Source organism: Streptomyces sp. NPDC059256 (genome assembly GCF_042753785.1).
GTDB lineage: Bacteria > Actinomycetota > Actinomycetes > Streptomycetales > Streptomycetaceae > Streptomyces.
Map to the genome: position 1 here is coordinate 170,935 of NZ_JBHYZO010000009.1, position 19,975 is coordinate 190,909.

The 19,975-nt window shown below is 68.5% G+C and carries 22 protein-coding genes and 1 riboswitch; of the genes, 6 read left to right on the top strand and 16 right to left on the bottom strand.

Annotated features, from left to right (window positions below; genetic code table 11):
* Window positions 1-176 precede the first annotated feature (176 nt).
* The gene (locus ACFXJL_RS21435; protein WP_384694684.1) at window positions 177-1,496 is read right to left on the bottom strand and encodes an adenosylmethionine--8-amino-7-oxononanoate transaminase; all 1,320 of its coding nucleotides are present in this window, start codon (window positions 1,494-1,496) and stop codon (window positions 177-179) included.
* Window positions 1,489-2,772, bottom strand: coding sequence for a biotin synthase BioB (gene bioB, locus ACFXJL_RS21440; RefSeq protein WP_384694687.1), 1,284 nt, complete (start codon window positions 2,770-2,772; stop codon window positions 1,489-1,491). Before bioB ends, ACFXJL_RS21435 begins: the two co-directional genes overlap by 8 nt.
* Window positions 2,773-2,940: 168 nt before the next feature.
* On the opposite strand from bioB, the gene ACFXJL_RS21445 reads away from it, so the two are divergent.
* The gene (locus ACFXJL_RS21445; protein WP_384636917.1) at window positions 2,941-4,107 is read left to right on the top strand and encodes an 8-amino-7-oxononanoate synthase; all 1,167 of its coding nucleotides are present in this window, start codon (window positions 2,941-2,943) and stop codon (window positions 4,105-4,107) included.
* Here ACFXJL_RS21445 and ACFXJL_RS21450 read toward each other — a convergent pair.
* Window positions 4,100-4,306 (bottom strand): DUF397 domain-containing protein, encoded by a 207-nt coding sequence (locus ACFXJL_RS21450; protein WP_329015205.1) that lies wholly within the window; start codon window positions 4,304-4,306, stop codon window positions 4,100-4,102. The genes ACFXJL_RS21445 and ACFXJL_RS21450 overlap by 8 nt on opposite strands.
* Window positions 4,307-4,315: 9 nt before the next feature.
* Complete coding sequence (locus ACFXJL_RS21455) at window positions 4,316-5,173, bottom strand: helix-turn-helix transcriptional regulator (RefSeq protein ID WP_358879854.1); 858 nt, start codon at window positions 5,171-5,173, stop codon at window positions 4,316-4,318.
* Window positions 5,174-5,423: 250 nt separating this feature from the next.
* On the opposite strand from ACFXJL_RS21455, the gene ACFXJL_RS21460 reads away from it, so the two are divergent.
* A complete protein-coding gene (locus ACFXJL_RS21460) occupies window positions 5,424-5,855 on the top strand; it encodes an ATP-binding protein (RefSeq protein ID WP_329015198.1) in 432 nt (143 codons plus the stop codon).
* 179 nt (window positions 5,856-6,034) lie between these two features.
* On the opposite strand, the gene ACFXJL_RS21465 is transcribed toward ACFXJL_RS21460, so the two are convergent.
* The 3 genes from ACFXJL_RS21465 to ACFXJL_RS21475 all read right to left on the bottom strand — a co-directional run bounded on the left by ACFXJL_RS21465 (window position 6,035) and on the right by ACFXJL_RS21475 (window position 7,996).
* A complete protein-coding gene (locus tag ACFXJL_RS21465) occupies window positions 6,035-6,511 on the bottom strand; it encodes a C40 family peptidase (protein ID WP_358879855.1) in 477 nt (158 codons plus the stop codon).
* 3 nt (window positions 6,512-6,514) lie between these two features.
* A riboswitch (cyclic di-AMP (ydaO/yuaA leader) is annotated at window positions 6,515-6,670 on the bottom strand.
* A 358-nt stretch (window positions 6,671-7,028) separates the two neighbouring features.
* On the bottom strand, window positions 7,029-7,343 hold the full coding sequence (locus ACFXJL_RS21470; protein ID WP_384694774.1) for a hypothetical protein: 315 nt from the start codon (window positions 7,341-7,343) through the stop codon (window positions 7,029-7,031).
* A gap of 5 nt (window positions 7,344-7,348) precedes the next feature.
* Entirely contained in the window at window positions 7,349-7,996 is a 648-nt protein-coding gene (locus ACFXJL_RS21475; protein WP_384694692.1) for an ATP-dependent Clp protease proteolytic subunit, read from the bottom strand.
* A 502-nt stretch (window positions 7,997-8,498) separates the two neighbouring features.
* Here ACFXJL_RS21475 and ACFXJL_RS21480 point away from each other — a divergent pair.
* Window positions 8,499-8,789: a type II toxin-antitoxin system Phd/YefM family antitoxin gene (locus tag ACFXJL_RS21480; protein ID WP_358879857.1), complete on the top strand. Its 291-nt coding sequence runs from the start codon at window positions 8,499-8,501 to the stop codon at window positions 8,787-8,789.
* A 68-nt stretch (window positions 8,790-8,857) separates the two neighbouring features.
* On the opposite strand, the gene ACFXJL_RS21485 is transcribed toward ACFXJL_RS21480, so the two are convergent.
* Entirely contained in the window at window positions 8,858-9,565 is a 708-nt protein-coding gene (locus ACFXJL_RS21485; protein ID WP_358879858.1) for a lysophospholipid acyltransferase family protein, read from the bottom strand.
* Between the two features lie 650 nt (window positions 9,566-10,215).
* On the opposite strand from ACFXJL_RS21485, the gene ACFXJL_RS21490 reads away from it, so the two are divergent.
* Window positions 10,216-10,710: an ATP-binding protein gene (locus ACFXJL_RS21490; RefSeq protein ID WP_384636904.1), complete on the top strand. Its 495-nt coding sequence runs from the start codon at window positions 10,216-10,218 to the stop codon at window positions 10,708-10,710.
* Between the two features lie 62 nt (window positions 10,711-10,772).
* On the opposite strand, the gene ACFXJL_RS21495 is transcribed toward ACFXJL_RS21490, so the two are convergent.
* From ACFXJL_RS21495 to ACFXJL_RS21515, 5 genes are all read right to left on the bottom strand, one after another.
* Entirely contained in the window at window positions 10,773-10,940 is a 168-nt protein-coding gene (locus ACFXJL_RS21495; protein ID WP_358879860.1) for a hypothetical protein, read from the bottom strand.
* Between the two features lie 173 nt (window positions 10,941-11,113).
* Entirely contained in the window at window positions 11,114-12,124 is a 1,011-nt protein-coding gene (locus tag ACFXJL_RS21500; protein ID WP_384694697.1) for a cytochrome c oxidase assembly protein, read from the bottom strand.
* A gap of 104 nt (window positions 12,125-12,228) precedes the next feature.
* Window positions 12,229-13,254 (bottom strand): 6-phosphofructokinase, encoded by a 1,026-nt coding sequence (locus ACFXJL_RS21505; protein WP_329015174.1) that lies wholly within the window; start codon window positions 13,252-13,254, stop codon window positions 12,229-12,231.
* A gap of 228 nt (window positions 13,255-13,482) precedes the next feature.
* Window positions 13,483-14,211 carry a glutamine amidotransferase gene (locus ACFXJL_RS21510; RefSeq protein ID WP_329015171.1) on the bottom strand — a complete coding sequence of 243 codons (729 nt, stop codon included), beginning with the start codon at window positions 14,209-14,211 and terminating at the stop codon, window positions 13,483-13,485.
* 63 nt (window positions 14,212-14,274) lie between these two features.
* A complete protein-coding gene (locus tag ACFXJL_RS21515; RefSeq protein WP_329015168.1) occupies window positions 14,275-15,513 on the bottom strand; it encodes a MurT ligase domain-containing protein in 1,239 nt (412 codons plus the stop codon).
* A 115-nt stretch (window positions 15,514-15,628) separates the two neighbouring features.
* Here ACFXJL_RS21515 and def point away from each other — a divergent pair, with 115 nt between their 5' ends.
* Window positions 15,629-16,198, top strand: coding sequence for a peptide deformylase (def, locus tag ACFXJL_RS21520; protein ID WP_384636896.1), 570 nt, complete (start codon window positions 15,629-15,631; stop codon window positions 16,196-16,198).
* A gap of 110 nt (window positions 16,199-16,308) precedes the next feature.
* Here def and ACFXJL_RS21525 read toward each other — a convergent pair whose 3' ends face one another.
* The gene (locus ACFXJL_RS21525; RefSeq protein ID WP_358879863.1) at window positions 16,309-16,956 is read right to left on the bottom strand and encodes a TetR family transcriptional regulator; all 648 of its coding nucleotides are present in this window, start codon (window positions 16,954-16,956) and stop codon (window positions 16,309-16,311) included.
* A 166-nt stretch (window positions 16,957-17,122) separates the two neighbouring features.
* On the opposite strand from ACFXJL_RS21525, the gene ACFXJL_RS21530 reads away from it, so the two are divergent.
* The gene (locus tag ACFXJL_RS21530; RefSeq protein WP_358879864.1) at window positions 17,123-18,349 is read left to right on the top strand and encodes an acyl-CoA dehydrogenase family protein; all 1,227 of its coding nucleotides are present in this window, start codon (window positions 17,123-17,125) and stop codon (window positions 18,347-18,349) included.
* Between the two features lie 217 nt (window positions 18,350-18,566).
* On the opposite strand, the gene ACFXJL_RS21535 is transcribed toward ACFXJL_RS21530, so the two are convergent.
* A complete protein-coding gene (locus ACFXJL_RS21535) occupies window positions 18,567-19,058 on the bottom strand; it encodes a glutathione peroxidase (RefSeq protein ID WP_384694703.1) in 492 nt (163 codons plus the stop codon).
* Window positions 19,055-19,960, bottom strand: a complete 906-nt coding sequence (locus tag ACFXJL_RS21540; RefSeq protein ID WP_384636890.1) for an acyl-CoA thioesterase — start codon at window positions 19,958-19,960, stop codon at window positions 19,055-19,057. The genes ACFXJL_RS21535 and ACFXJL_RS21540 overlap by 4 nt, the downstream gene beginning before the upstream one ends.
* Window positions 19,961-19,975: the final 15 nt, after the last annotated feature.

Below are 19,975 nucleotides of genomic sequence, written 5' to 3' on the forward strand. Positions count from 1 at the left end.
CTCGATGGTTCGGTCGTACGACCGTGCGAACGATACGGCGGGTGGTCGGTCGTGCCGTCGACCGGTCGCAGGAGCAGAAGGGACCCCGTCGATCGGCATTCGGCAAGTCGCCCAGGGACCGGCCCCGCCGACGGGCACCGCCTTCGGACGAACTCGCGGGACTTCGACGACATCAACTAGCCCGCTGCCGCAGCCTCGCACAGTGCCGTGCACACCCGGGCGAGATCGTCGTCATCGGTGACGTAGGGCGGCATCGCGTACACCAGATCCCGGAAGGGGCGCAGCCAAACCCCCGCCCGTACGGCCGCGGCCGTCGCCGCCGCCATGTCGACCTCATGATCGAGTTGGATCACACCGATGCCCCCGAGCACCCGGACGTCCTTGACACCCGGTGCGCCCTCGGCCGGTGCGAGCCCCGTCCGCAGCCCCGACTCCAAGCGCCGCACTTCACTGCGCCAGTCCTGCGCCAGCAGCAGATCGATCGAGGCGTTCGCCACCGATGCGGCCAGTGGATTGCCCATGAACGTCGGGCCGTGGGCCAGGACCGGCACTTCGCCCCGGGAGATGCCTTCGGCGACCCGACTGGTGCACAAGGTCGCCGCCATCGTCAGATAGCCGCCCGTCAGGGCCTTGCCCAGACACATCACATCGGGTGAGACCCCTGCCCAGTCGGCCGCGAACAGTTCACCCGTCCTTCCGAAGCCGGTCGCGATCTCGTCGAACACCAACAGCACTTCGTGTTCGTCGCAGGCGTCCCGCAGCACCCGCAGATACTCGGGGGAGTGGAACCGCATGCCCCCGGCACCCTGCACCACGGGCTCCACGATCACCGCGGCGAGTTCATCGGCGTGCCGCGCTATCAGATCGCGCAGGGCATCCGCGTACTCCTCCTGGAACTCCTGCGGCGGCGCGCTGGCGAAGACCTGGAGAGGCAGCGCCCCCGACCAGAGGTGGTGCATCCCGCCCTCGGGGTCGCAGACCGACATCGGCTGCCAGGTGTCTCCGTGGTAGCCACCGCGCCAGGTCAGCAGCCGCCGCTTGCCCGGTCGGCCGACGGACTGCCAGTGCTGGAGGCACATCTTCACCGCGACCTCGACCGAGACCGAGCCCGAGTCACAGAGGAAGACGTGCTGGAGTGGCTCCGGGGTGATCTCGACGAGTCGGGTGGCGAGTCGCACGGCTGGCTCATGGGTGAGTCCGCCGAACATGACGTGGCTCATGCGCCCGAGTTGGCTCTGCGCCGCCGCATTGAGGTCGGGATGGTTGTAGCCGTGGATCGCCGACCACCACGACGACATCCCGTCGATCAGTTCATCGTGGCCGTGGGCGGGTTCCATCAGGCGCAGGCGCACCCCGGAAGCCGATTCCACGATGAGGGGATCGGCGCGCCCGGGCATGGGGCCGTACGGGTGCCAGACATGGGCGCGATCCAGCGCCACCAGTTCGCCCGCCGACAGCGGTCCCGGGGCGAGGCCGAACGGACGGGGCTCAGGCATTGGGCGCGAGATCCGTGCCGGCGCCGCGACGGCGAACGGTGACCAGGTCCGTACGCGGTACGGGTACCCCGGACGGGTCTGCCTGGGCCGCGGGCGGGGATTGCGGCTCGGATCCGCACGGCGCGCCGCCCCCGCATCCGGTGGCCGATTCCCCCGACGGCGCCGCGCTGCCACAGCCCGCTGGCGTCTCTTCCGGGACCGTCGTACCGCCGTCGATCGAAGCGGTCTCTTCCGAGGTTGAGGCACTGCCGCAGACCGAACCGCAGCCGCCCGCCCGGTGCTCGGGCAGTGTGGTCGTCCCCGCGCCCTCCACCTCGAAGCCGGCGTCCGCGATCATGTCCAGATCGGCCTGGCCCGCCTGGCCCTCGCTCGTCAGGTAGTCGCCGAGGAAGATGGAGTTCACCAGGTGCAGGGCGAGCGGCTGGAGGGACCTCAGATGGACCTCGCGCCCACCGGCCAACCGCACTTCCACGTCCGGGCAGACGAACCGGACCATGGCGAGGATGCGGAGGCAGCGCTGCGGGGTGAGGTTCCACTCCTTCGCCAGGGGGGTGCCCTCGAAGGGGATGAGGAAGTTGACCGGCACCGAGTCGGGGTCGAGCTCGCGCAGTGCGAAGACCACGTCGACCAGGTCCTGATCGCTTTCTCCCATGCCGGCGATCAGACCGGAGCACGCCGACAGACCCGCGGCCTGAGCCTGTTGGACGGTGTCCACCCGGTCCTCATAGGTGTGGGTGGTGGTGATTTGTCCGTAGGTGCCTTCGGACGTGTTGAGGTTGTGGTTGTACGCATCGGCGCCGGCGTCCCGCAACCGCTCCGCCTGGCCCTGCGACAGCAGACCGAGACAGGCGCAGACCTCGACGCCCTCGTTCTGCTCCTTGATCGCTTCGATGGTCCGGGAGACCCGGTCGACGTCCCGGTCCGTCGGACCGCGCCCGCTCGCGACCAGGCAGACCCGCTTGGCGCCCCCGGCGACGCCGGCCGCCGCCGCCCCCGCAGCCTCGTCCGGCTTCAGCCAGGTGTACTTGAGGATCTCCGCCTTGGACCCGAGCCGCTGTGAACAGTACGAGCAGTCCTCCGGGCAGAGCCCCGACTTGAGGTTGACGAGGTAGTTCAGTTTCACCCGGCGGCCGAACCACTGGCGGCGCACATGGCCGGCTGCGGCCACCACGTCGAGCAGCTCGTCGTCCGTGGACGACAGTACGGCGAGGGCCTCTTCACGGGTCGGCAGCTCGCGCCGCAGCCCCTTCTCCACCAGCGTCTTCAGCAGGTCCATGGCGCAGATCCTGACGCACGGGGCAGCCCAGGGGAAAGGCCGAACCCCACAACAGACCCTTGCCGAGGTGTGTGCATGACCACACTCGTTCCAGGTGGGGGCCCAGTTAAGGTCTGTGCGCTGCCTACAAAAGGGCCCGCGCACGGCCTAGCGAAGGACCCGACCGTCATGATCACTCAGGACCCGTTCGGCTGGATCGACGAGGAGTCCATCGACCGGGAGCGCACGGGGCTGACCCGTACGCTCCGTCCCCGGGCCCTCGACACCGACCTGGTGGACCTCGCGGGCAACGACTACCTGGGCTTGACCCGCCACCCTGAGGTGACCGGGGCGGCTGCCTCGGCAGCGCACCGCTGGGGCGCGGGTGCCACCGGATCGCGGCTGGTCACCGGCAGCACCGAACTCCACGCCGAACTCGAAGGCGCACTCGCCTCCTTCTGCGGGTTCGAGGCTGCCCTCGTCCTGTCCTCCGGCTACGCCGCCAATCTCGCCGCGCTCACGGCACTGACCGCGAGTGGTTCCCTGCTCGTCTCGGACGCGGGCAACCACGCCTCCATAGTGGACGGCTGTCGGCTCTCACGCGCCCGGACAGCGGTCGTGCCGCACGCGGATCCTCGGGCCGTGCGTACGGCACTGGAGGCGCACGGCGACGGGCGGGCGCTGGTGGTCACCGATGCGGTGTTCTCCGTGGACGGCGACGCCGCACCACTCGTCGACCTCGCGGCGATCTGTCGTTCGCGGGGCGCGGCCCTCCTCGTCGACGACGCCCATGGCTTCGGAGTCCTCGGCGCCGGAGGTCGGGGTGCGCTGAACGCCGCGGGGATCGCGGGTGAACGAGGGGTGGTCGCCACGCTCACCCTCTCCAAGGCCCTCGGGAGCCAGGGCGGTGCGGTCCTCGGGCCGGCCGATGTCATCGCCCATCTGATCAACACCGCGCGGACCTTCATCTTCGACACCGGGCTCGCGCCCGCCGCTGCCGGTGCCGCGTTGGCGTCCGTCCGGCTGCTGGAGCGGACACCGGAGCTGGCCGGTCGGGTGCGTACGGTCGCCGAGGCCCTGCACCGTCTGTTGACGGCACGGGGTCTGACGGCCGTACGCCCCGACGCCGCAGTGGTCTCGATCAAGGCGCCGTCGCCACGGTCGGCGGTGGAGTGGGCGGCCGAGTGCCGAAGGGCGGGTCTCGCGGTGGGCTGTTTCCGTCCGCCGTCGGTCCCGGACGGTGTCTCCCGGATCAGACTGACGGCTCGCGCCGATCTGACCGATGAGCAGATCGCCTGGGCGGTGGACACGATCGCGCGGACCGCTCCGCTTCGCGCACGGGACGCCGTCAGTTGATGCTGTCCGCCTCCACGGCGATCAGGAACCGGTACCACGCCTGCGGGGAGAAGTGCAGAGCTTCACGGGCCACGTCTTTGGAGTCCCGTACGGAAAGGGTGCGGTCGGGCAGTCGGGCGGCCTCGACACAGTTGTTCGCCGCCGTGCTGTGACTGCTGCGCCGCCAGGCTAAGCCGGGGTGGTCGATGTGATTGGACATGGAGCCTCCCTATGCGCCGACGCGGATGCCGGCGATGAGATCCAAGGATTCGACCGGTGACAGGGCGAGCGTCTGCATCGTTGCGAACGCGGTCCCGTACACCGCCAGATCCTCTGCCCGTTCGATATGAAGGCTACTCGCGAGATGGTCGAGAACGACCACATCCAGATCAGAAGTGGTCGAGAAAGAGAAGATAACGAAAGAACCGGCCAGGCCCACATACTCCCCGGCCGAAAACGGCATGACCTGGAGCCGGACATGGGGGAGCACGGCCCAGTCCGCCAGTACCCGCAGCTGTTCCTTCATCACCCGGGTACCGCCGATCTCGCGCCGCAGCGCGGCCTCGTCGAGGATCACGCTCAACTCAAGGGGATCGTCCCGCCGTAGGACCGCCTGGCGCGTCATCCGCACCTCGACCAACTGGTTGACGGTGTTCTCGGGCAGCTCTTCCAGGGTCGCTCGGGTGATCGCCCGGGCGTACTCGGCGGTCTGGAGCAGCCCCGGCACCACGGACGTCTCCATCGAACGCACCCGGTTCGCCTGGGACTCCAGACTGATGAAGTCGCGGTACTCGGGCGGAAGCACGCTGCGGTAGGTGTGCCACCAGCCTCCGCCGCCCCCGTCAGCGGCCCCCGCCAGGGTCTCCAGGAGGGTGCGCAACTGGGGGTCGGTCACGGTGTAGAGGTCGAGCAGCAATCTGACGTCGTCCGGTTTGACGCCGCTGGCCCCCGTCTCGATGCGGCTCACCTTCGACTGGTGCCAGTCGGCGAGTTCTCCGGCGCGACGACTGGTGAGTCCGGACGCCAAGCGCAGCTTGCGGAGTTCCTCGCCCAATTGGCGGCGGCGCACCACGGGTCCTTGACGCATGGACGCTCCTTCCGGTTGATCTGTACGGGCCGTGTGGTCCGCCCGAGATCAAAGTCCCTGCGCGTCGCAAAATACGGTCTCGCGTCGCAGAGTTCACCGTATTGAGCGACAGATATATGCATATCTTGGGGGATCGGCCCCCCTCGCGGCACGATGAGTGGCACTCTGACGGCAGCGCAGTCCGTGGCCGCTCAAGCATCCCTCCGCTTCGAGTCGGAGCCCGGCCGCGGTGGGAAAGGGAAGCATCGCCATGGCAGATCACCAGGAAGCATCCGTCACTCTGCCGAGCGATCCCGCCTCGGTGTCGGTGGCGCGAAAGTTCGCCATCGACATCGTGACCGAGTGGGGCCTGCCGGCACGGAGCGGCGAAGTGGACACCGTCCGGCTGATCGTCTCGGAGCTGACGACCAACGCCGTGCAGCACACCTTCGGCCAGTCGCCCACCTTCACGCTGGAACTGAGGTTGGCGCGGGAAGAGGAGCTGATGGTGGGGGTGACGGACAGTCATCCGCGCTGGCCGCAACGGCTTCCCGCCGCCGTACGGCAGGACAACGGCCGAGGCATGGTGATCGTGCGCACCCTCATCGCGGAGTTCGGCGGAAAGCTGCACGTCACTCCGACGGACGAGGGGGGCAAGACGGTGTGGGTCGCCCTTCCTTGGACCGCCTCGGTGCCCGGTTGACGTCGACCGCGCGATGAGGACGGCTCGGTTGCGTGGGGTCCGCCGGACTCGGTGTCCGGTGCCGGTGTCCGGTGCCGGCGTCCGCTTCCAGCCGTTGACCTGACAGAGCTCCGCGCCGACCGCCGGGGGCCACACCCGGGGCCGGCGCGGATCGAGTACCAGGACTCAGCGCGGGATCGTCACCCCACGCGGCCGTACTTGACGCTCTTGGACCAGATCTTGTCCAACTTCACCCAGGACCCCGTCTTGGGGGAGTGCCAGATCTTTCCCTTACCGGCATAGATGCCCACGTGGTAGACGTTCCGGCCGGAGTAGAAGAACACCAGGTCGCCGGCCTGGCGCGCGGACGCGGAGATGCGGCGCGTCTTGTTGTACTGCTGCTGTGCGGTACGGGGGAGCTTCTTGCCGGCCTTCTTGTACGAGTAGAGCGTCAGCCCCGAGCAGTCGAAACGGGACGGTCCTACTGCGCCGTACTTGTAAGGGGCGCCCTTCTTGGATGCCGCCACCTTCAGTGCCTTGCCCGCGTGGCTCGACGCGGCGTGTGCCTCGGGTGTGCCGCCCGGTACGAGCAGCGACCCTCCGAGAGCGGCGAGGGTGAGAGCGGATACCGCTCCCGCCCGACCCAGCAGGAACGGGACGTTGTTCTGCGCACTCATGCGCGACCCTTCGTCAGCCGCCTGTGAAGGATGACCTGTCGGGTTCGGGCGGACGAAGGTGCCCGGCCGCTTGCGCGGCTTCACCCCAAGGAACGTCCGGAATTTCCGGGCGCCCCGTACTGCTTGGGTCCTCCACTCCTGCCGAAGCACTCCTGTCGACCAGTCGCCCCGGCGGCGGCAGGACTCGGCGTCCGCCCGGGCTGCCCCGCCGAGGTGACGGGGGCTTGTCGTCCCAGGGATCTTGACCCACGGCCTGTCAAATTGCCGAGCGGAAACGGCGATATGTGAGTTTTCACACCATTGGTCTGATCGGGTGGACATGCTCGCCGCGCGATCGGCCCTCGACAGGTGAGGATGCCCGTACCAGCACCGGAATAAGGCATTCCGTTCGACGCGTCATCCTTGTGCGCAACTCGACCGTAGCTGCTGGCTCTCATGCGCGTACTTCAAATGGGGTAGCTCAACCACTACTCCTTTGGCGGTTGACGGTCTGGGCGGAGTTCGTTCCGGCCCGTCGTCAGGGGTCGTTAGGAGTTACGGAAGGGGGCAAAGTCACTCGAAGTGATCTGCGTTCGCCGTCGAGGACGCGCAGCGCGCGGGCGAGCGTCTGCACATGGACGTCACTCTCGCCCCTTTGGTGCATCACGGTCAGCGCGTCCTTGAGGGCGACGGCCCCGGAGACCAGTGCCTGCGCGGCACGCAGCGCCCCATAGGTATGGGTGGAACGGGCGGGGTTGATGCGTCCGACCTGATCCACGACGGCGAGGTAGGCGTCGATGAACTGGCCCTCGGCGCGGGTGAGGGCGGGCAGCGGAGGTAGTTCCGGAACCATCGTGGTCACCGGCTTCCGGGCCCGGACGGGGTGGCTCCGCGATTCATGATGACGTGGTCGACGAATCCGTACTCCTGGGCGGCGGTCGCGGTGAAGAAGGCGTCCCGTTCCAGATCCTCTGCGACCCGTGCCGGCTCCCGGCCGGTGTGGCGCGCCATCAGTGCGGTCAACTGCGACTGCTGCCGCAGGAGTTCCTTCGCCTGGATGTCGAGGTCCGAGAACTGGCCGTGCTGCTCTCCCTCCGATGAGGGCTGCTTCAGAACGACCCGGGCTCCGGGGAGGGCCATGCGCCTGCCCGGCGTGCCGGAGGCGAGCAGGAGGGCTGCCGTGGAGACTGCCTGGCCGAGACAGACGGTCTCCACCTCGCAGATCACGCTCTGGATCGTGTCGTAGATCGCGGTCATTGCGCTGTACGAGCCGCCCGGGGAGTTGATGTACAGCGAGATGTACCGGTCGGGATCGGCGTGCTCCAGGTGGAGGAACTGCACGATGACGTCATTGGCCGCCGTGTCGTCGACATGGGTCCCGAGGAAGACGATGCGCTCCTCCAGCAACTTCGCGTACGGGTCCAGGGTGCGGGTGCCCGTACTGGAGCGCTCGGTGAACTGCGGTAGTACATAACGGGCGTCGGGGCTGGTGCGGTGGCTCTCCATGAGGTGCCTCTCCGGGATCTCGATTCCCAAGAAATGTACAGGACGTACATTATCGGGGAAGGGTTTGGCGGAGAGATGAGTTGCCGTCAGTTATGAATCATCACGATTTCTTCACCTATGGGGCACGGTTTCATTGTTCATCTCTGAAGTCGCCCATGCCTGAAGTCGCTGATCCCTGAGGGAGCGCGACCGGCTCTCTGGCAGGCCGCTCACTCCGGCGGTGCGTGAACCGCCCTGGGAGAAGGCGTGGTGACGTACTGCCAGCAACCTCGGCCCCGCGGCCGGATCAGCGCGGCGGGCCGCAGGTGAAACGGCCCTCGGGGGCAGATCGGATCGAGCCCCGCGACGGCTGCCCGCTGGCACGCGGCACCCGCATCGGTCGCTCGGCGGCACGAGCGAAGGCCGACGGCTTTCCCGCGCAATCCATGCGAGCCCTTGACCTGGACTTCGACCGGACCGGACGTCTCGGGGCGGGGCGCGACGCGCCGACTAAGCTGGGCCCATGGCCTACGAGATCCCGGTGACGCAAGCCCGCGCGGAGCTGGCTGAACTGATCAATCGCGTCGTGTACGGCGGCGAACGCGTCGTCGTGACCCGGCACGGGAAGCCGCTCGTGGCCCTCGTGTCGGCAGCCGATCTGGAGCGACTCGAACACCCGACGGCGGAGACCGAGGGCGAGGAGGCTCCGGTGATCAGCTCCGTCTCCTCGCTGGGCACCGCCGGAAGCCGCCCCCCGGCGGGCGGAGGCTATGGCCTCACGGCGGAGCACCACCGCCCCGGCGTGCACGGCTGAAGCGCTTTCGGCAACCGCCGTCGCCGGACGCCACCTCGTCCGCGGTCCCCGGTTGCAGGGTCGCGGCCCTAATCCTTCCGGCGCGCAGCCTTCTTCGCCTGCTCCGCCTCGGCCTTGACCTCAGCCGCGTACCGGTCCACGTACTCCTGTCCGGACAGTTCCAGGATCGCGTACATGATCTCGTCGGTGATGGCGCGGATGGCTGCCTTCTGGTTCTCCAGGCCCGTGTAGCGGGAGAAGTCCAGAGGCTCCCCGAACCGCACGGTCACCCGCTTGATCTTGGGGAGGACCTGGCCGGGCGGCTGGATCTCGAAGGTGCCCACCATTGCGCAGGGGATGACGGGCACCCCTGCGGTGAGTGCCATCACCGCCACCCCGACCTTCCCCTTGTACAACCGGCCGTCGTGCGACCGGGTTCCCTCCGGGTAGATGCCGAGGAGTTCGTCCTTGGCGAGCACTCCGAGCCCTTCCCTGATCGCCGCCTGACCCGCCTCCTTGCCCGAGCGGTCGACCGGGATCTGTCCGGCGCTGCGGAAGAACGCGGCGGTCAGCCTTCCTTTGAGGCCGGGGCCCGTGAAGTACTCGGCCTTCGCCAGAAAGGTGATCCGCCGCTTGAGGATGGCCGGCATCAAGAAGTGGTCGGAGAACGACAGATGGTTCCCCGCGACGATGGCCGCCCCTTCTTCCGGTACGTGCTCAAGGCCCTCGATCCGGGGGCGGAACAACAGGCGCAGCAGCGGCCCGATGATGACGTACTTGAGCAGGTAATAGAACACGGGGAGTTCCTATCTCTACCGGATCGGCCCTGGAGCCGCGTTCATCGAGGTCATGGGGTGTGCTGCTTGCTCGACCCGATAGTTTGGGGGTGGGGGCCTGTCGTCATTCGAGGTCGCTGGTGGGTCGACACGGGTGACGGGGAGTCAGATCTTTGCGGCGGGGCGAGCGTCCGCAGGCGACTGCGGCGATCGATCGTAGCCCGCTCATGTGTGCCCCGCACCACCCGTGAGGTACGAGTGCACCACGGTGCTTCGGTCTCCCGGACGGGGTTCGGGGCGCGTGCAGCGTCGGCACGATGGGTCCACCGATGCACGGAGGTTCCTGCCCGCGCCACGAGCTGGTCGCCCGGCCACCAGCCGTCACCGATACCGGTCCGTCAGCGAGGTCAGCGTGGTCAGCGAGAGCACGGGATTCTGCTGCCCGCTGCCGGATGCAACGACACGTACCCACCGAGCCGGACAGCGGAGGGCTTCTCTGCCGGGCCGGGCGTGTGCGACGCCCCTGCACCAGGCGGGCGAAGTTGCGAGGTGTGATCCTCCGGGTCACGCTGATCAGTGACCCGGAGGTGATGGGTGCTGCCTCTTCGCGCACGGTGATCGCGCCAGGCAGCGTCGAGGATCTGGTCAAGCGGTGATGAGGAGCCGAGGTCATGCACGATCAGCCAGCCTGCCGATACGTCCTGGAGGTGCAGGCGTCGGCGCAGCGCATTCCGCAGGTCCGCCGCATCCTCGCCGCCCATCTGCGGCACTGGGCCCTGGACGTACATGTGCCGCCGGTCTGTAGAGCGGTCGACGAGCTGATCGGCAATGTCGTCCATCATGCCCGCGGTGACAAGACCTGTGAGGTCGAGCTGCGCTGGACCGGCCGCCAATTGGTGGTGTCGGTCGCTGATCGGGACCATCGGATGCCCCAGCTGACCGGTTGCTGCCCGCCCAAGGGCGGACTGGCAACCGTCGCGCTGCTCAGCGACAGCTGGGGTACCTGTGCGACGCCGTCGGGCAAGGTGGTCTGGTTCAGCCGCTACATCAAGGAGGCCCAGCGGGTCGGGCTCGGCGATGCCCGCACCGCTCCTGCGGCGCCGGAGGCCAATCCGCTGCCCGGCACCCCGCCCGGGGGAGTGCGAACGACGACGTCGGTGGCCTGACCCGATCGACCGCTCCAGGCATGCGCGCCCCCGGCCCGGAGTCCGGGGTCGCTCGGATGGACTCATGTGCTCCGGGAAGTCGCCATACCGATGGTCACCAGCCCCAGCACCACCCAGCCGAACCACAGCCAGCCGTTGCTGCCGAGGGCAGCGGTGTACGCGGTCACGACCACCAGTGCGGTGAGCGTGAGCACTCCCATTGCCTTCGTCGATTTCGTCGATCCGGACATGTGCCCTCCTTCGACGACCGCGGTGTCTTCACGTCATCCTCACCCGAAGGAGGGGCGTCGCGCCACCGCCGGCAGCTGACCAGGGCGGTTCGCGCCCGGGCTGGACCCGGAGGGCGGGGAGGGCGGACGGAAGTCGGGCAGCGGGGGCCTATGGAAATGCGGGCAGCGGGGGCCTACGGAGAGGTGGCGTTCTCGCGATCGCTGGTCGAGCCGGTACCGCTCCCGGTACGCCCCGTACCGCTTCGGGCGTGGAGCGAGGCGAGATAGGCGTTGTACGCCTCCAGCTCCTTGTCCCCGTTGCGGTCGGCGGCCCGGTCCGTGCGGCGCGCCTGCCGCTCCTCCGAGCGGTACCACTGGAACACCAACGCGATCAGCACCAGCACGGACGGGATCTCACTGAACGCCCAGGCGATGCCACCGGCCGCGTTCTGATCCACGAGCGCATCGATCCCCAGCGACGCAGGAGGGTTCTCGTACGCCTTGATCATCGGCTCGCTCGCCATCATCAGGGCGATGCCGAAGAAGGCGTGGAACGGCATGCCCGCGAACAGCTCCAGCATCCTCATGAGGTAGCCAGGCCGATGCGGCCCCGGGTCCACCCCCATGATCGGCCAGAAGAAGATCAGGCCGACAGCGAGGAAGTGCACCATCATCGCCACGTGCCCCGGCTTGGACTCCATGAGGAAGTCGAACAGCGGGGTGAAGTAGAGACCGTAGAGGCTCGCGATGAAGAGCGGGATGGTGAACACGGGATGCGTCACGATCCGCATGTAGCGGCTGTGGAGCAGGGCGAGCAGCAGCTCGCGCGGGCCCTTGCGACCCTTGCCGGCGACCGGGAGCGCGCGCAGCGCGAGCGTCACCGGCGCACCCAACAGCAACACGATCGGCGAGAGCATGCTGATCACCATGTGCTGCACCATGTGCACGCTAAACATGACCATGCCGTAGTCATTGAGCTTGGTGCAGGTCACCAGGGCCACGCTCAACACACCGATGACGAAGAAGACGGTCCTGCTGACCGGCCAACGATCACCGCGCTTGCGAAGGCGCAGCACGCCCCAGGCGTACAGGACCAGCGCGAGCGCGCTGCCGATGAGGAAGAAGAAGTCCGGGGAGAACTCCAGGCCACGCCCCAGCGTGAACGGCGGCAGCTCCATCATCGTGCCGTGCCCGCTGTGATCCATCCGCCGGCTCCTGATTCGTACTGGGTTGTCCGTTCGCCTGCACCAGAGTAGAACCGCCCCCGGTCGCAGCTTCGACCGGGGGCGGTTCTCTCAGGGCAATCGGGCTACAGCACGACCTGCGCCTCGGCGTAACGGTCGTCGGGGACGGTCTTGAGGGTCTCCACGGCGCTCTTGAGGGGAACCATGACGATGTCCGTGCCCCGCAGTGCGGTCATGTTGCCGAACTCGCCGCGGTGCGCCGCCTCCACCGCGTGCCAGCCGAACCGGGTCGCGAGCACCCGGTCGTAAGCCGTCGGAGTGCCGCCGCGCTGCACATGGCCGAGGATGACGGGACGCGCTTCCTTGTTGAGCCGCTGCTCCAGTTCGATGGACAGCTGTCGGGCCACTCCCGCGAAGCGCTCGTGGCCGTAGATGTCCTTGCCGCCCTCGTCCCAGCGCATCGAGCCCTCGCGCGGCTTGGCGCCCTCGGCGACCACGACGATCGCGAACCGCTTGCCGGCGTCGAAGCGCTGGGAGACCCGCTTGGTCAGCTCCGCGATGTCGAAGGGCCGCTCGGGGACGACGATGGCGTGCGCGCCGGCCGCCATGCCTGAGTGGAGGGCGATCCACCCGGTGTGCCGGCCCATGACCTCGACGATCAGAACCCGCTGGTGGGACTCGGCGGTGGTCTTCAACCGGTCCAGGGCCTCGGTGGCGACGCCGACCGCGGTGTCGAACCCGAACGTGACGTCGGTCGAGGCGATGTCGTTGTCGATCGTCTTCGGCACCCCGACGATGGGCAGTCCGCTCTCGGACAGCAGATGCGCCGCCTTGAGGGTGCCTTCGCCGCCGATCGGGATGATGGCGTCCAAGCCAAGATCGGCGACATGCCCCTTGGCGCGTTCCACTCCGTCGCGCAGATGCTCCGGGCGGACCCGGGAGGATCCGAGGATGGTGCCGCCACGGGCCAGGATGCCGCCCACCGCATCGAGATCGAGCTTGCGGTAGTCACACTCCAGAAGGCCCTTCCAACCGTCGTGGAAGCCGATGACCTCGTCACCGTGGTCAACGACCGCGCGATGCACGACGGAGCGGATGACGGCGTTCAGACCGGGGCAGTCGCCGCCGGAGGTGAGTACACCAATGCGCATTGCCCGATATACCTTTGCAACGTGGGCCGACTCCCGGACCACGTCGTCCGGTTGTATCACCACCACCCTACCGGCGGGAGGTGGCGAGAATCGAACCGAGCGTCCGAGTGATGGACGGCTCACATCCCACTTGCGTACGAGTGGGGACGTTCCACTCGTACACCGGGCATGACAGTGCCCGGGGTGCGCTCGCATCCCCGGGCACCGAGACCGTACGGCCCGCGGCAATCACGCCGGTTGGGTCGCCGCCGTGATCCGCTCCGCACGCAGCGCCTCGAACCACCGGTCGTCCGTCGGCGGCAGGGCGTTCACATCGAGGGCCAGCTTCAGCAGCAGATCCGCGATCTGCGGATTGCGGGCCATGACCGGGCCGTGCATATAGGTGCCGAAGACCGTGTCGTTGTACGCGCCTTCGGTGCCGTCGCCTGTGCCGTTGCCCCGGCCGATGACCGTACGCGCGAAGGGCCGGGCCGTGGGGCCGAGATGGGTGATCCCCTGGTGGTTCTCGAAACCGGTCAGCTGCGGCAGGCCGAACCGGGGGTCGATGTCCCCGAGGACGTCGCCGACGCACCGCTCGCCCTCACCACGCGTGGAGATCACGTCGATCAGACCGAGTCCGGGCTCACGCTCACCGAGGTCGTTGATGAACTCGTGGCCCAGGATCTGGTAGCCGGCGCAGACGGAGAAGATGATCGCCCCGTTGGACGCCGCTCGGGACAGTCCGCCGTCACGTCGCAGCCGCTCGGCGGCCAGCCGCTGGGGACGGTCCTCACCGCCACCGATCAGATAGATGTCACCCGAGGTGGGGATCGGCTGGTCGCTGCGCACGTCGATGCGCATCACGTCGAGGCCGCGCTGCCGGGCCCGGCGCTCCACGACCAGTGCGTTTCCTTGGTCGCCGTAGGTGCTGAGGAGGTCGGGGTAGACCCAGACCAGCCGCAGACTGTTGTCGCTCATTCTCATGGGAGTCCTCTGAGGTCCTTCTCCGGTCGGCTACCGGTCTGCCGTGGTCCTGCTCGATCAGTTGCCGACGCGGCGGCGCACGTCCTGGAAGGCGGTGTAGTTGGCGATCAGCTCGATGCGTCCGGGCGGGGCGCTGTTCACCGCGTCGTCGACCGTGTCGCACACCCGGAAGTCCAGACCGGCGACCTCAAGACGGACCGCGAGGTCGAGCCGGCGATCACCGATGACGAAGATCGGGTGGCCCGCGAGTCGGGTGTAGTCGACGTCCCAGAGCCACGAGGTGTCCGTGCCGTCCGCGCCGCGGGCGTTCACCGAGAGGATCACCGGCGTCGGCGGCGGGTCGATCAGGGAGAACGTCTCCAGCCAGCCGGCCGGATTCTTGGCGAGGAGCAGCCGCAGTTCGCGGTTCATGAAGGTGACCACGTCATAGCGGCCGGCGACGGCCTGCACCGAGTACATGCGCTCCAGGGCGACCTGCGGCGGGACGCCGAAGCAGGCGGCGACAGCGGCGGAGGTGGCGGCGTTCGCCTTGTTGGCGCGGCCGGGCAGCTGGAGCCGGATGGGCCAGGCGGACCCGTGCGGGTCCAGGACATGGTCACCGCGGAGCACCCAGCTCGGGGCGGGACGGCGGAAGCCGCACTCGCCGCAGAACCAGTCGTCACCGGGGCGCTGCATCACGCCGCCGCAGGAGGGGCAGGACCAGGCGTCGTCCTTCCACTCCTGTCCCGCGGCCACCCACACCACGTTGGGCGAGGAGGATGCGGCCCAGACGATGAGCGGGTCATCGGCGTTGGCGATGACGATCGCCTTGGAGCCGGCGAGACCCTCGCGCCACTTCTCGGCGAGCATCCGGGTCTCGGCCGCACGGTCGAGTTGGTCGCGGGAGAGGTTGAGGAGGGCGATCGCCTTGGGCGTCACGTCCCGGGCGACTCCGGCGAGGTACTTCTCGTCCACCTCGATCACACCGAACTTGGAGTCGGTGCCGCCGGCGAGGGCCGAGGTGATGCCGGCGGGCATGTTGGCGCCGAGCGCGTTGGATACGACCGGCCCGGCGGCCCGCAGGGCTTCGGCGATCAGTCGGGTGGTGGTGGTCTTGCCGTTGGTCGCCGACACGAGAACGACGTCCAGGTGCTGCGCCAGCCGCCCCAGGAGATCGGGGTCGAGTTTGAGCGCGACCCGGCCTCCGATCACCGAACCGCTGCCCCGTCCAGCGGCGCGCGAGACCGCGGCCGCGGCTCTACCGGCGGTCACGGCGAGCTTGGCGCGCGGCGTCAGTGGCTCCGAGTTGCCTGACATCGTCCTTGATCCTCCTTGCATTGGTCCCGCCCAGCCTATCCAGGTCCGACCGGGCGGCCCTACCTCGGCACCGCCGGTTATGGGGCCGACTCCTGCCGAACGTACGCTTACCGCCATGCGAAAACGGCTGATCCCCGGCAGTACCGGACGTGTGAGGCCGATGAGTCTCATCGGCGATCCGGTGTTGCACACGCCCTGCGAGAGTGTCACCGACTTCGGTCCGGAGCTGAAGGGGCTCGTCGAGGACATGTTCGCCACGATGTACGCGGCCCGCGGAGTGGGACTTGCGGCGAATCAGGTGGGGCTCGGACTGCGGGTGTTCGTGTATGACTGCCCCGACGATGACGATGTACGCCATCTCGGACATGTCGTCAATCCGACGCTCGTGACGGTGGACGGCATGACGTTCCGCGGGCCGGAGGGCTGTCTGTCGCTACCGGGGCTCGAAGCGGGCACCGAGCGCCACGACCTCGCCGTGGTGGAGGGGGTGACCTGGGACGGTGCCCCGGTACGCGTGGAGGGCACGGGCTTCTTCGCCCGCTGCCTCCAGCACGAGTGCGACCATCTGGAAGGCGTGGTGTACGCGGACCGGGTCACGGGGTGGCGTCGGAAACGGTTGTTGCGTTCGGTGCGACGGGCGCCGTGGGCCCCGGCGGCACTGCCGCCGCAGCCGCCCTTGCCCTAGGTGCATTGAGTCGCGGGGCTCTTGACCCGGCCACGCGAGACGGTCCTGTGCGCGTCCCGATGCCCGTGGCCGGGGCGCTGTCGCTCCCGACACCCATGGACGCGGTCGGCTCAGAACCCCGGGCCGCCCGCGCGGTCGGCCACCGCGGCGAGCCTGCCCCACAACAGGTCCGCGAGGCAGCGGACCAATTCCGCCCGGGAGCAGGGGCGTTCGCCGAGCCACCAGTCACCGGCCGCGTGCATCATCCCGACGATGCCGTGCCCCCACACCCGGGCCAGCCGCTCGCCGTCCGGCCCGAGTTCGACCCGCTCGTGGATGACCTCCGCCAGCTCCTCGCCCAACCTCCGCAGCAGGGGCACCGAGTGGCGGCCCACGTCGAAGCCGCCCTCGGGGATCTGGGTGTCCTCCGCAGGATGCATCAGAAAGCGGTAGACCTGGGGTCGCATCTCGATCGCGGCCAGATAGGTGTCCAGCGTCGCCTCGACCCGCTCCCGTCGCTCGGCCGGCGCGTCGAGGGCCGCCCGCAGCGAGGTGAGCAGGGCGTCGGTGTGACGCTTGGCCAGTGCCCGGTAGAGGCCGCCCTTGTCCCCGAAGTGCCGGTACAGGATGGGCTTGGTGATGCCGGCCTCCGCTGCGATCGCGTTCATCGATGCATGGGGGCCGTCCCGGAGCACCACCCGGTCCGCCGCCTCCAGTAGTTCCCGGCGCCGCTGTTGTGCCGGCCGATCCTGGTCGGAGGACTGCTGTGTGGTCTCCATGCGTGTATCTCCCCGCCCGAGCGATTGCGTGACGCCTGCGAAAGCTAACACCTCGAAGCTCCCCCGGGCGGCCCGGTCCATCGGCGGTTGACACGCTCTACCAACCGGTAACAGACTGCTGTTACCAGAGGTAACATCCAGGTTGGCTGGGAGCGTTGGAGGGGACATGACCGGGTTCACCTTGGAGCTCAACGACGATCAGAAGCAGGTCCGCGACTGGTTGCACGGCTTCGCGTCCCAGGTGATGCGTCCCGCAGCGGCCGAATGGGACGAGCGCGAGGAGACGCCCTGGCCGATCATCCAGGAAGCGGCCAAAGTGGGGATCTACTCCCTCGACTTCTACGCCCAGCAGCACCTTGACCCGACGGGCCTCGGAATACCCCTGGCCATGGAGGAACTCTTCTGGGGCGACGCGGGCATCGCCCTCTCCATCGTCGGAACCGGACTCGCCGCCGTCGGTGTCCTCGCCAACGGGACCGACGAGCAGATCGGCACCTGGATACCCCAGATGTACGGCGACGCGGCCGACGTCAGACTCGCCGCCTTCTGCTCGTCGGAGCCGGACGCCGGATCCGACGTCGCCGCGATGCGCACCCGAGCCGTCTACGACGAGTCCACGGACGAATGGGTCCTCAACGGCACCAAGAGTTGGGCCACCAACGGCGGTATCGCCCATGTGCACGTCGTCGTCGCGGTGGTTGACCCCGCGCTCGGCTCCAAGGGGCACGCCTCGTTCATCGTCCCGCCCGGCGCCCAGGGGCTGACCCAGGGGCAGAAGTTCCAGAAGCACGGCATCCGCGCCTCCCACACCGCCGAAGTGGTCCTCGACGACGTACGCGTCCCCGGTGAGTGCCTCCTCGGCGGCAAGGAGAAGCTGGACGAGCGCCTCGCACGAGCGCGCGAACGGGCGGCCACGAACGACGAGCGCGTCAAGAATGCGGCGATGGCCACCTTCGAGGCATCGCGTCCGGCGGTGGGAGCCATGGCCGTGGGCACCGCCAGGGCCGCCTACGAAGTCGCCCTCGACTACGCTAAGACCCGTCACCAGTTCGGCCGCCCCATCATCGACAACCAGGGCATCGCCTTCCAACTCGCCGACATGCGCACCAGGATCGACGCGGCCAGGCTCCTGGTGTGGCGCGCGTCCTGGATGGCCGCGACCGGCCGGCCGTTCACCTCGGCCGAAGGGTCGATGTCCAAGCTGTACGCGAGCGAGACGGCCCAGGAGGTCACCGCCCGGTCCATCCAGATCCTCGGCGGCAACGGCTTCACCCGCGAGTACCCGGTGGAACGCATGCACCGGGACGCCGCGATCTACACGATCTTCGAGGGGACCAGCGAGATCCAACGGTTGGTCATCGCCCGAACACTGGCCGGGGTACCGATCCGCTGAGCTGCGGCGCGGGTCAACAAGGACGCTCGTCAAGCCCGTTGGAGGTACGCGACACCGAGCCGGTCCGGTTGGCGGGAGCGGCGACCCGGGCGAGGGGACAGTGGCCGGTGGGGCGGCGCGTCCTGCCACCGCCCCACCGGACGTCGCTCCCATCTGCCGCCCGCTGGTCGCCATCGCGGGCCGCTCTCCGCGCTCGGCCGTCCTCAGCCGTCGACCATCAGGACTTGAGGAGACCCTCAATGGCGGCAACCACCTCAGGGGCCTCCGGCTCGGTCCTCGGCCGGATGCGGGCCACCACCTCACCATCCCCGTTGAGCAGGAACTTCTCGAAGTTCCACTGGACGTCCCCGGCCGCGCCTTCCGCGTCCGCCGCCTTCGTCAACTCCGTGTACAGCGGGTGCCGCCCATCGCCGTTGACGTCGACCTTCTCCAACATCGGGAAGCTGACGCCGTACGTCGTCGAGCAGAAAGTCTGGATCTCCTCCGCACTGCCCGGCTCCTGGCCGGCGAACTGGTTGCACGGTACGCCGACCACCGTGAAGCCCTGGTCGGCGTAGCTCTTCTGAAGACGTTCCAACCCGGCGTACTGAGGTGTGAGACCACACTTCGACGCCACGTTCACCACCAGGACCGCCTGGCCCCGGTAGGCGCCGAGCGAGGTCGACTCCCCGGCGAGCGTGTTCACGGGAATGTCATGCATCGTTGTCATCGTTGATCTCCTTTGCTGGCGGCTGAGCCGCCCCAAGTGCGGAACAGGCCCTCCTGCACGACGGACACCAGCAGCCTGCCTTCCCGATCGTAGATCCGTCCACGCGCCAACCCCCGGCCGCCCGTGGAGATCGGGGACTCCTGGTCATAGAGGAACCACTCATCGGCGCGGAACGGCCGGTGAAACCACATCGCATGATCCAGCGATGCCATGTCAAAGCCCCGCTGACCCCAGAGCGGCTCCACCGGAATGCGGACCGCATCCAGCAGGGTCATATCGCTCGCGTACGTCAGCGCGCAGGTGTGGACCAGCGGATCGTCCCCCAACGGGCCCACCGCGCGCATCCACACGGCGCTCCTGGGGTCCGTGCGCTTCTCCTCGATCTCCTCCGGTGTCCAGCGCAGCCGCTCCACATAGCGGATGTCGAACGGCTGGCGTCGTGCCATCCGCTCCAGCGCCTCCGGCAGCTCACCCAGATGGGCGCGGATCTCGTCGGGCAGGGTCGGCAGGGTCTCCGGGTCGGGGAACTCCAGCCGCGGCGGTAGCTGGTGCTCGATGCCGCCCTCCTCCGGGCGGTGGAAGGACGCAGTCAGGTTGAAGATCGTCCGTCCTTCCTGCACGGCGGTGACCCGGCGCGTGGTGAACGACCGACCGTCCCGCACCCGTTCCACCTGGTAGACGATGGGCACACCGGGTCGCCCCGGCCGCAGAAAGTAGGCGTGCAGCGAGTGCACCGGGCGCTCGCCGTCCGTGGTGCGCCCCGCGGCGACCAGCGCCTGACCGGCCACCTGCCCGCCGAAGACCCGTTGCAGGGACTCGTTCGGACTCAGCCCGCGGAAGATGTTCACCTCGATCCGCTCCAGATCGAGCAGATCAACCAGGCGCTCGGCCGCATTGGTCATCGGGGGCTCTCCTTC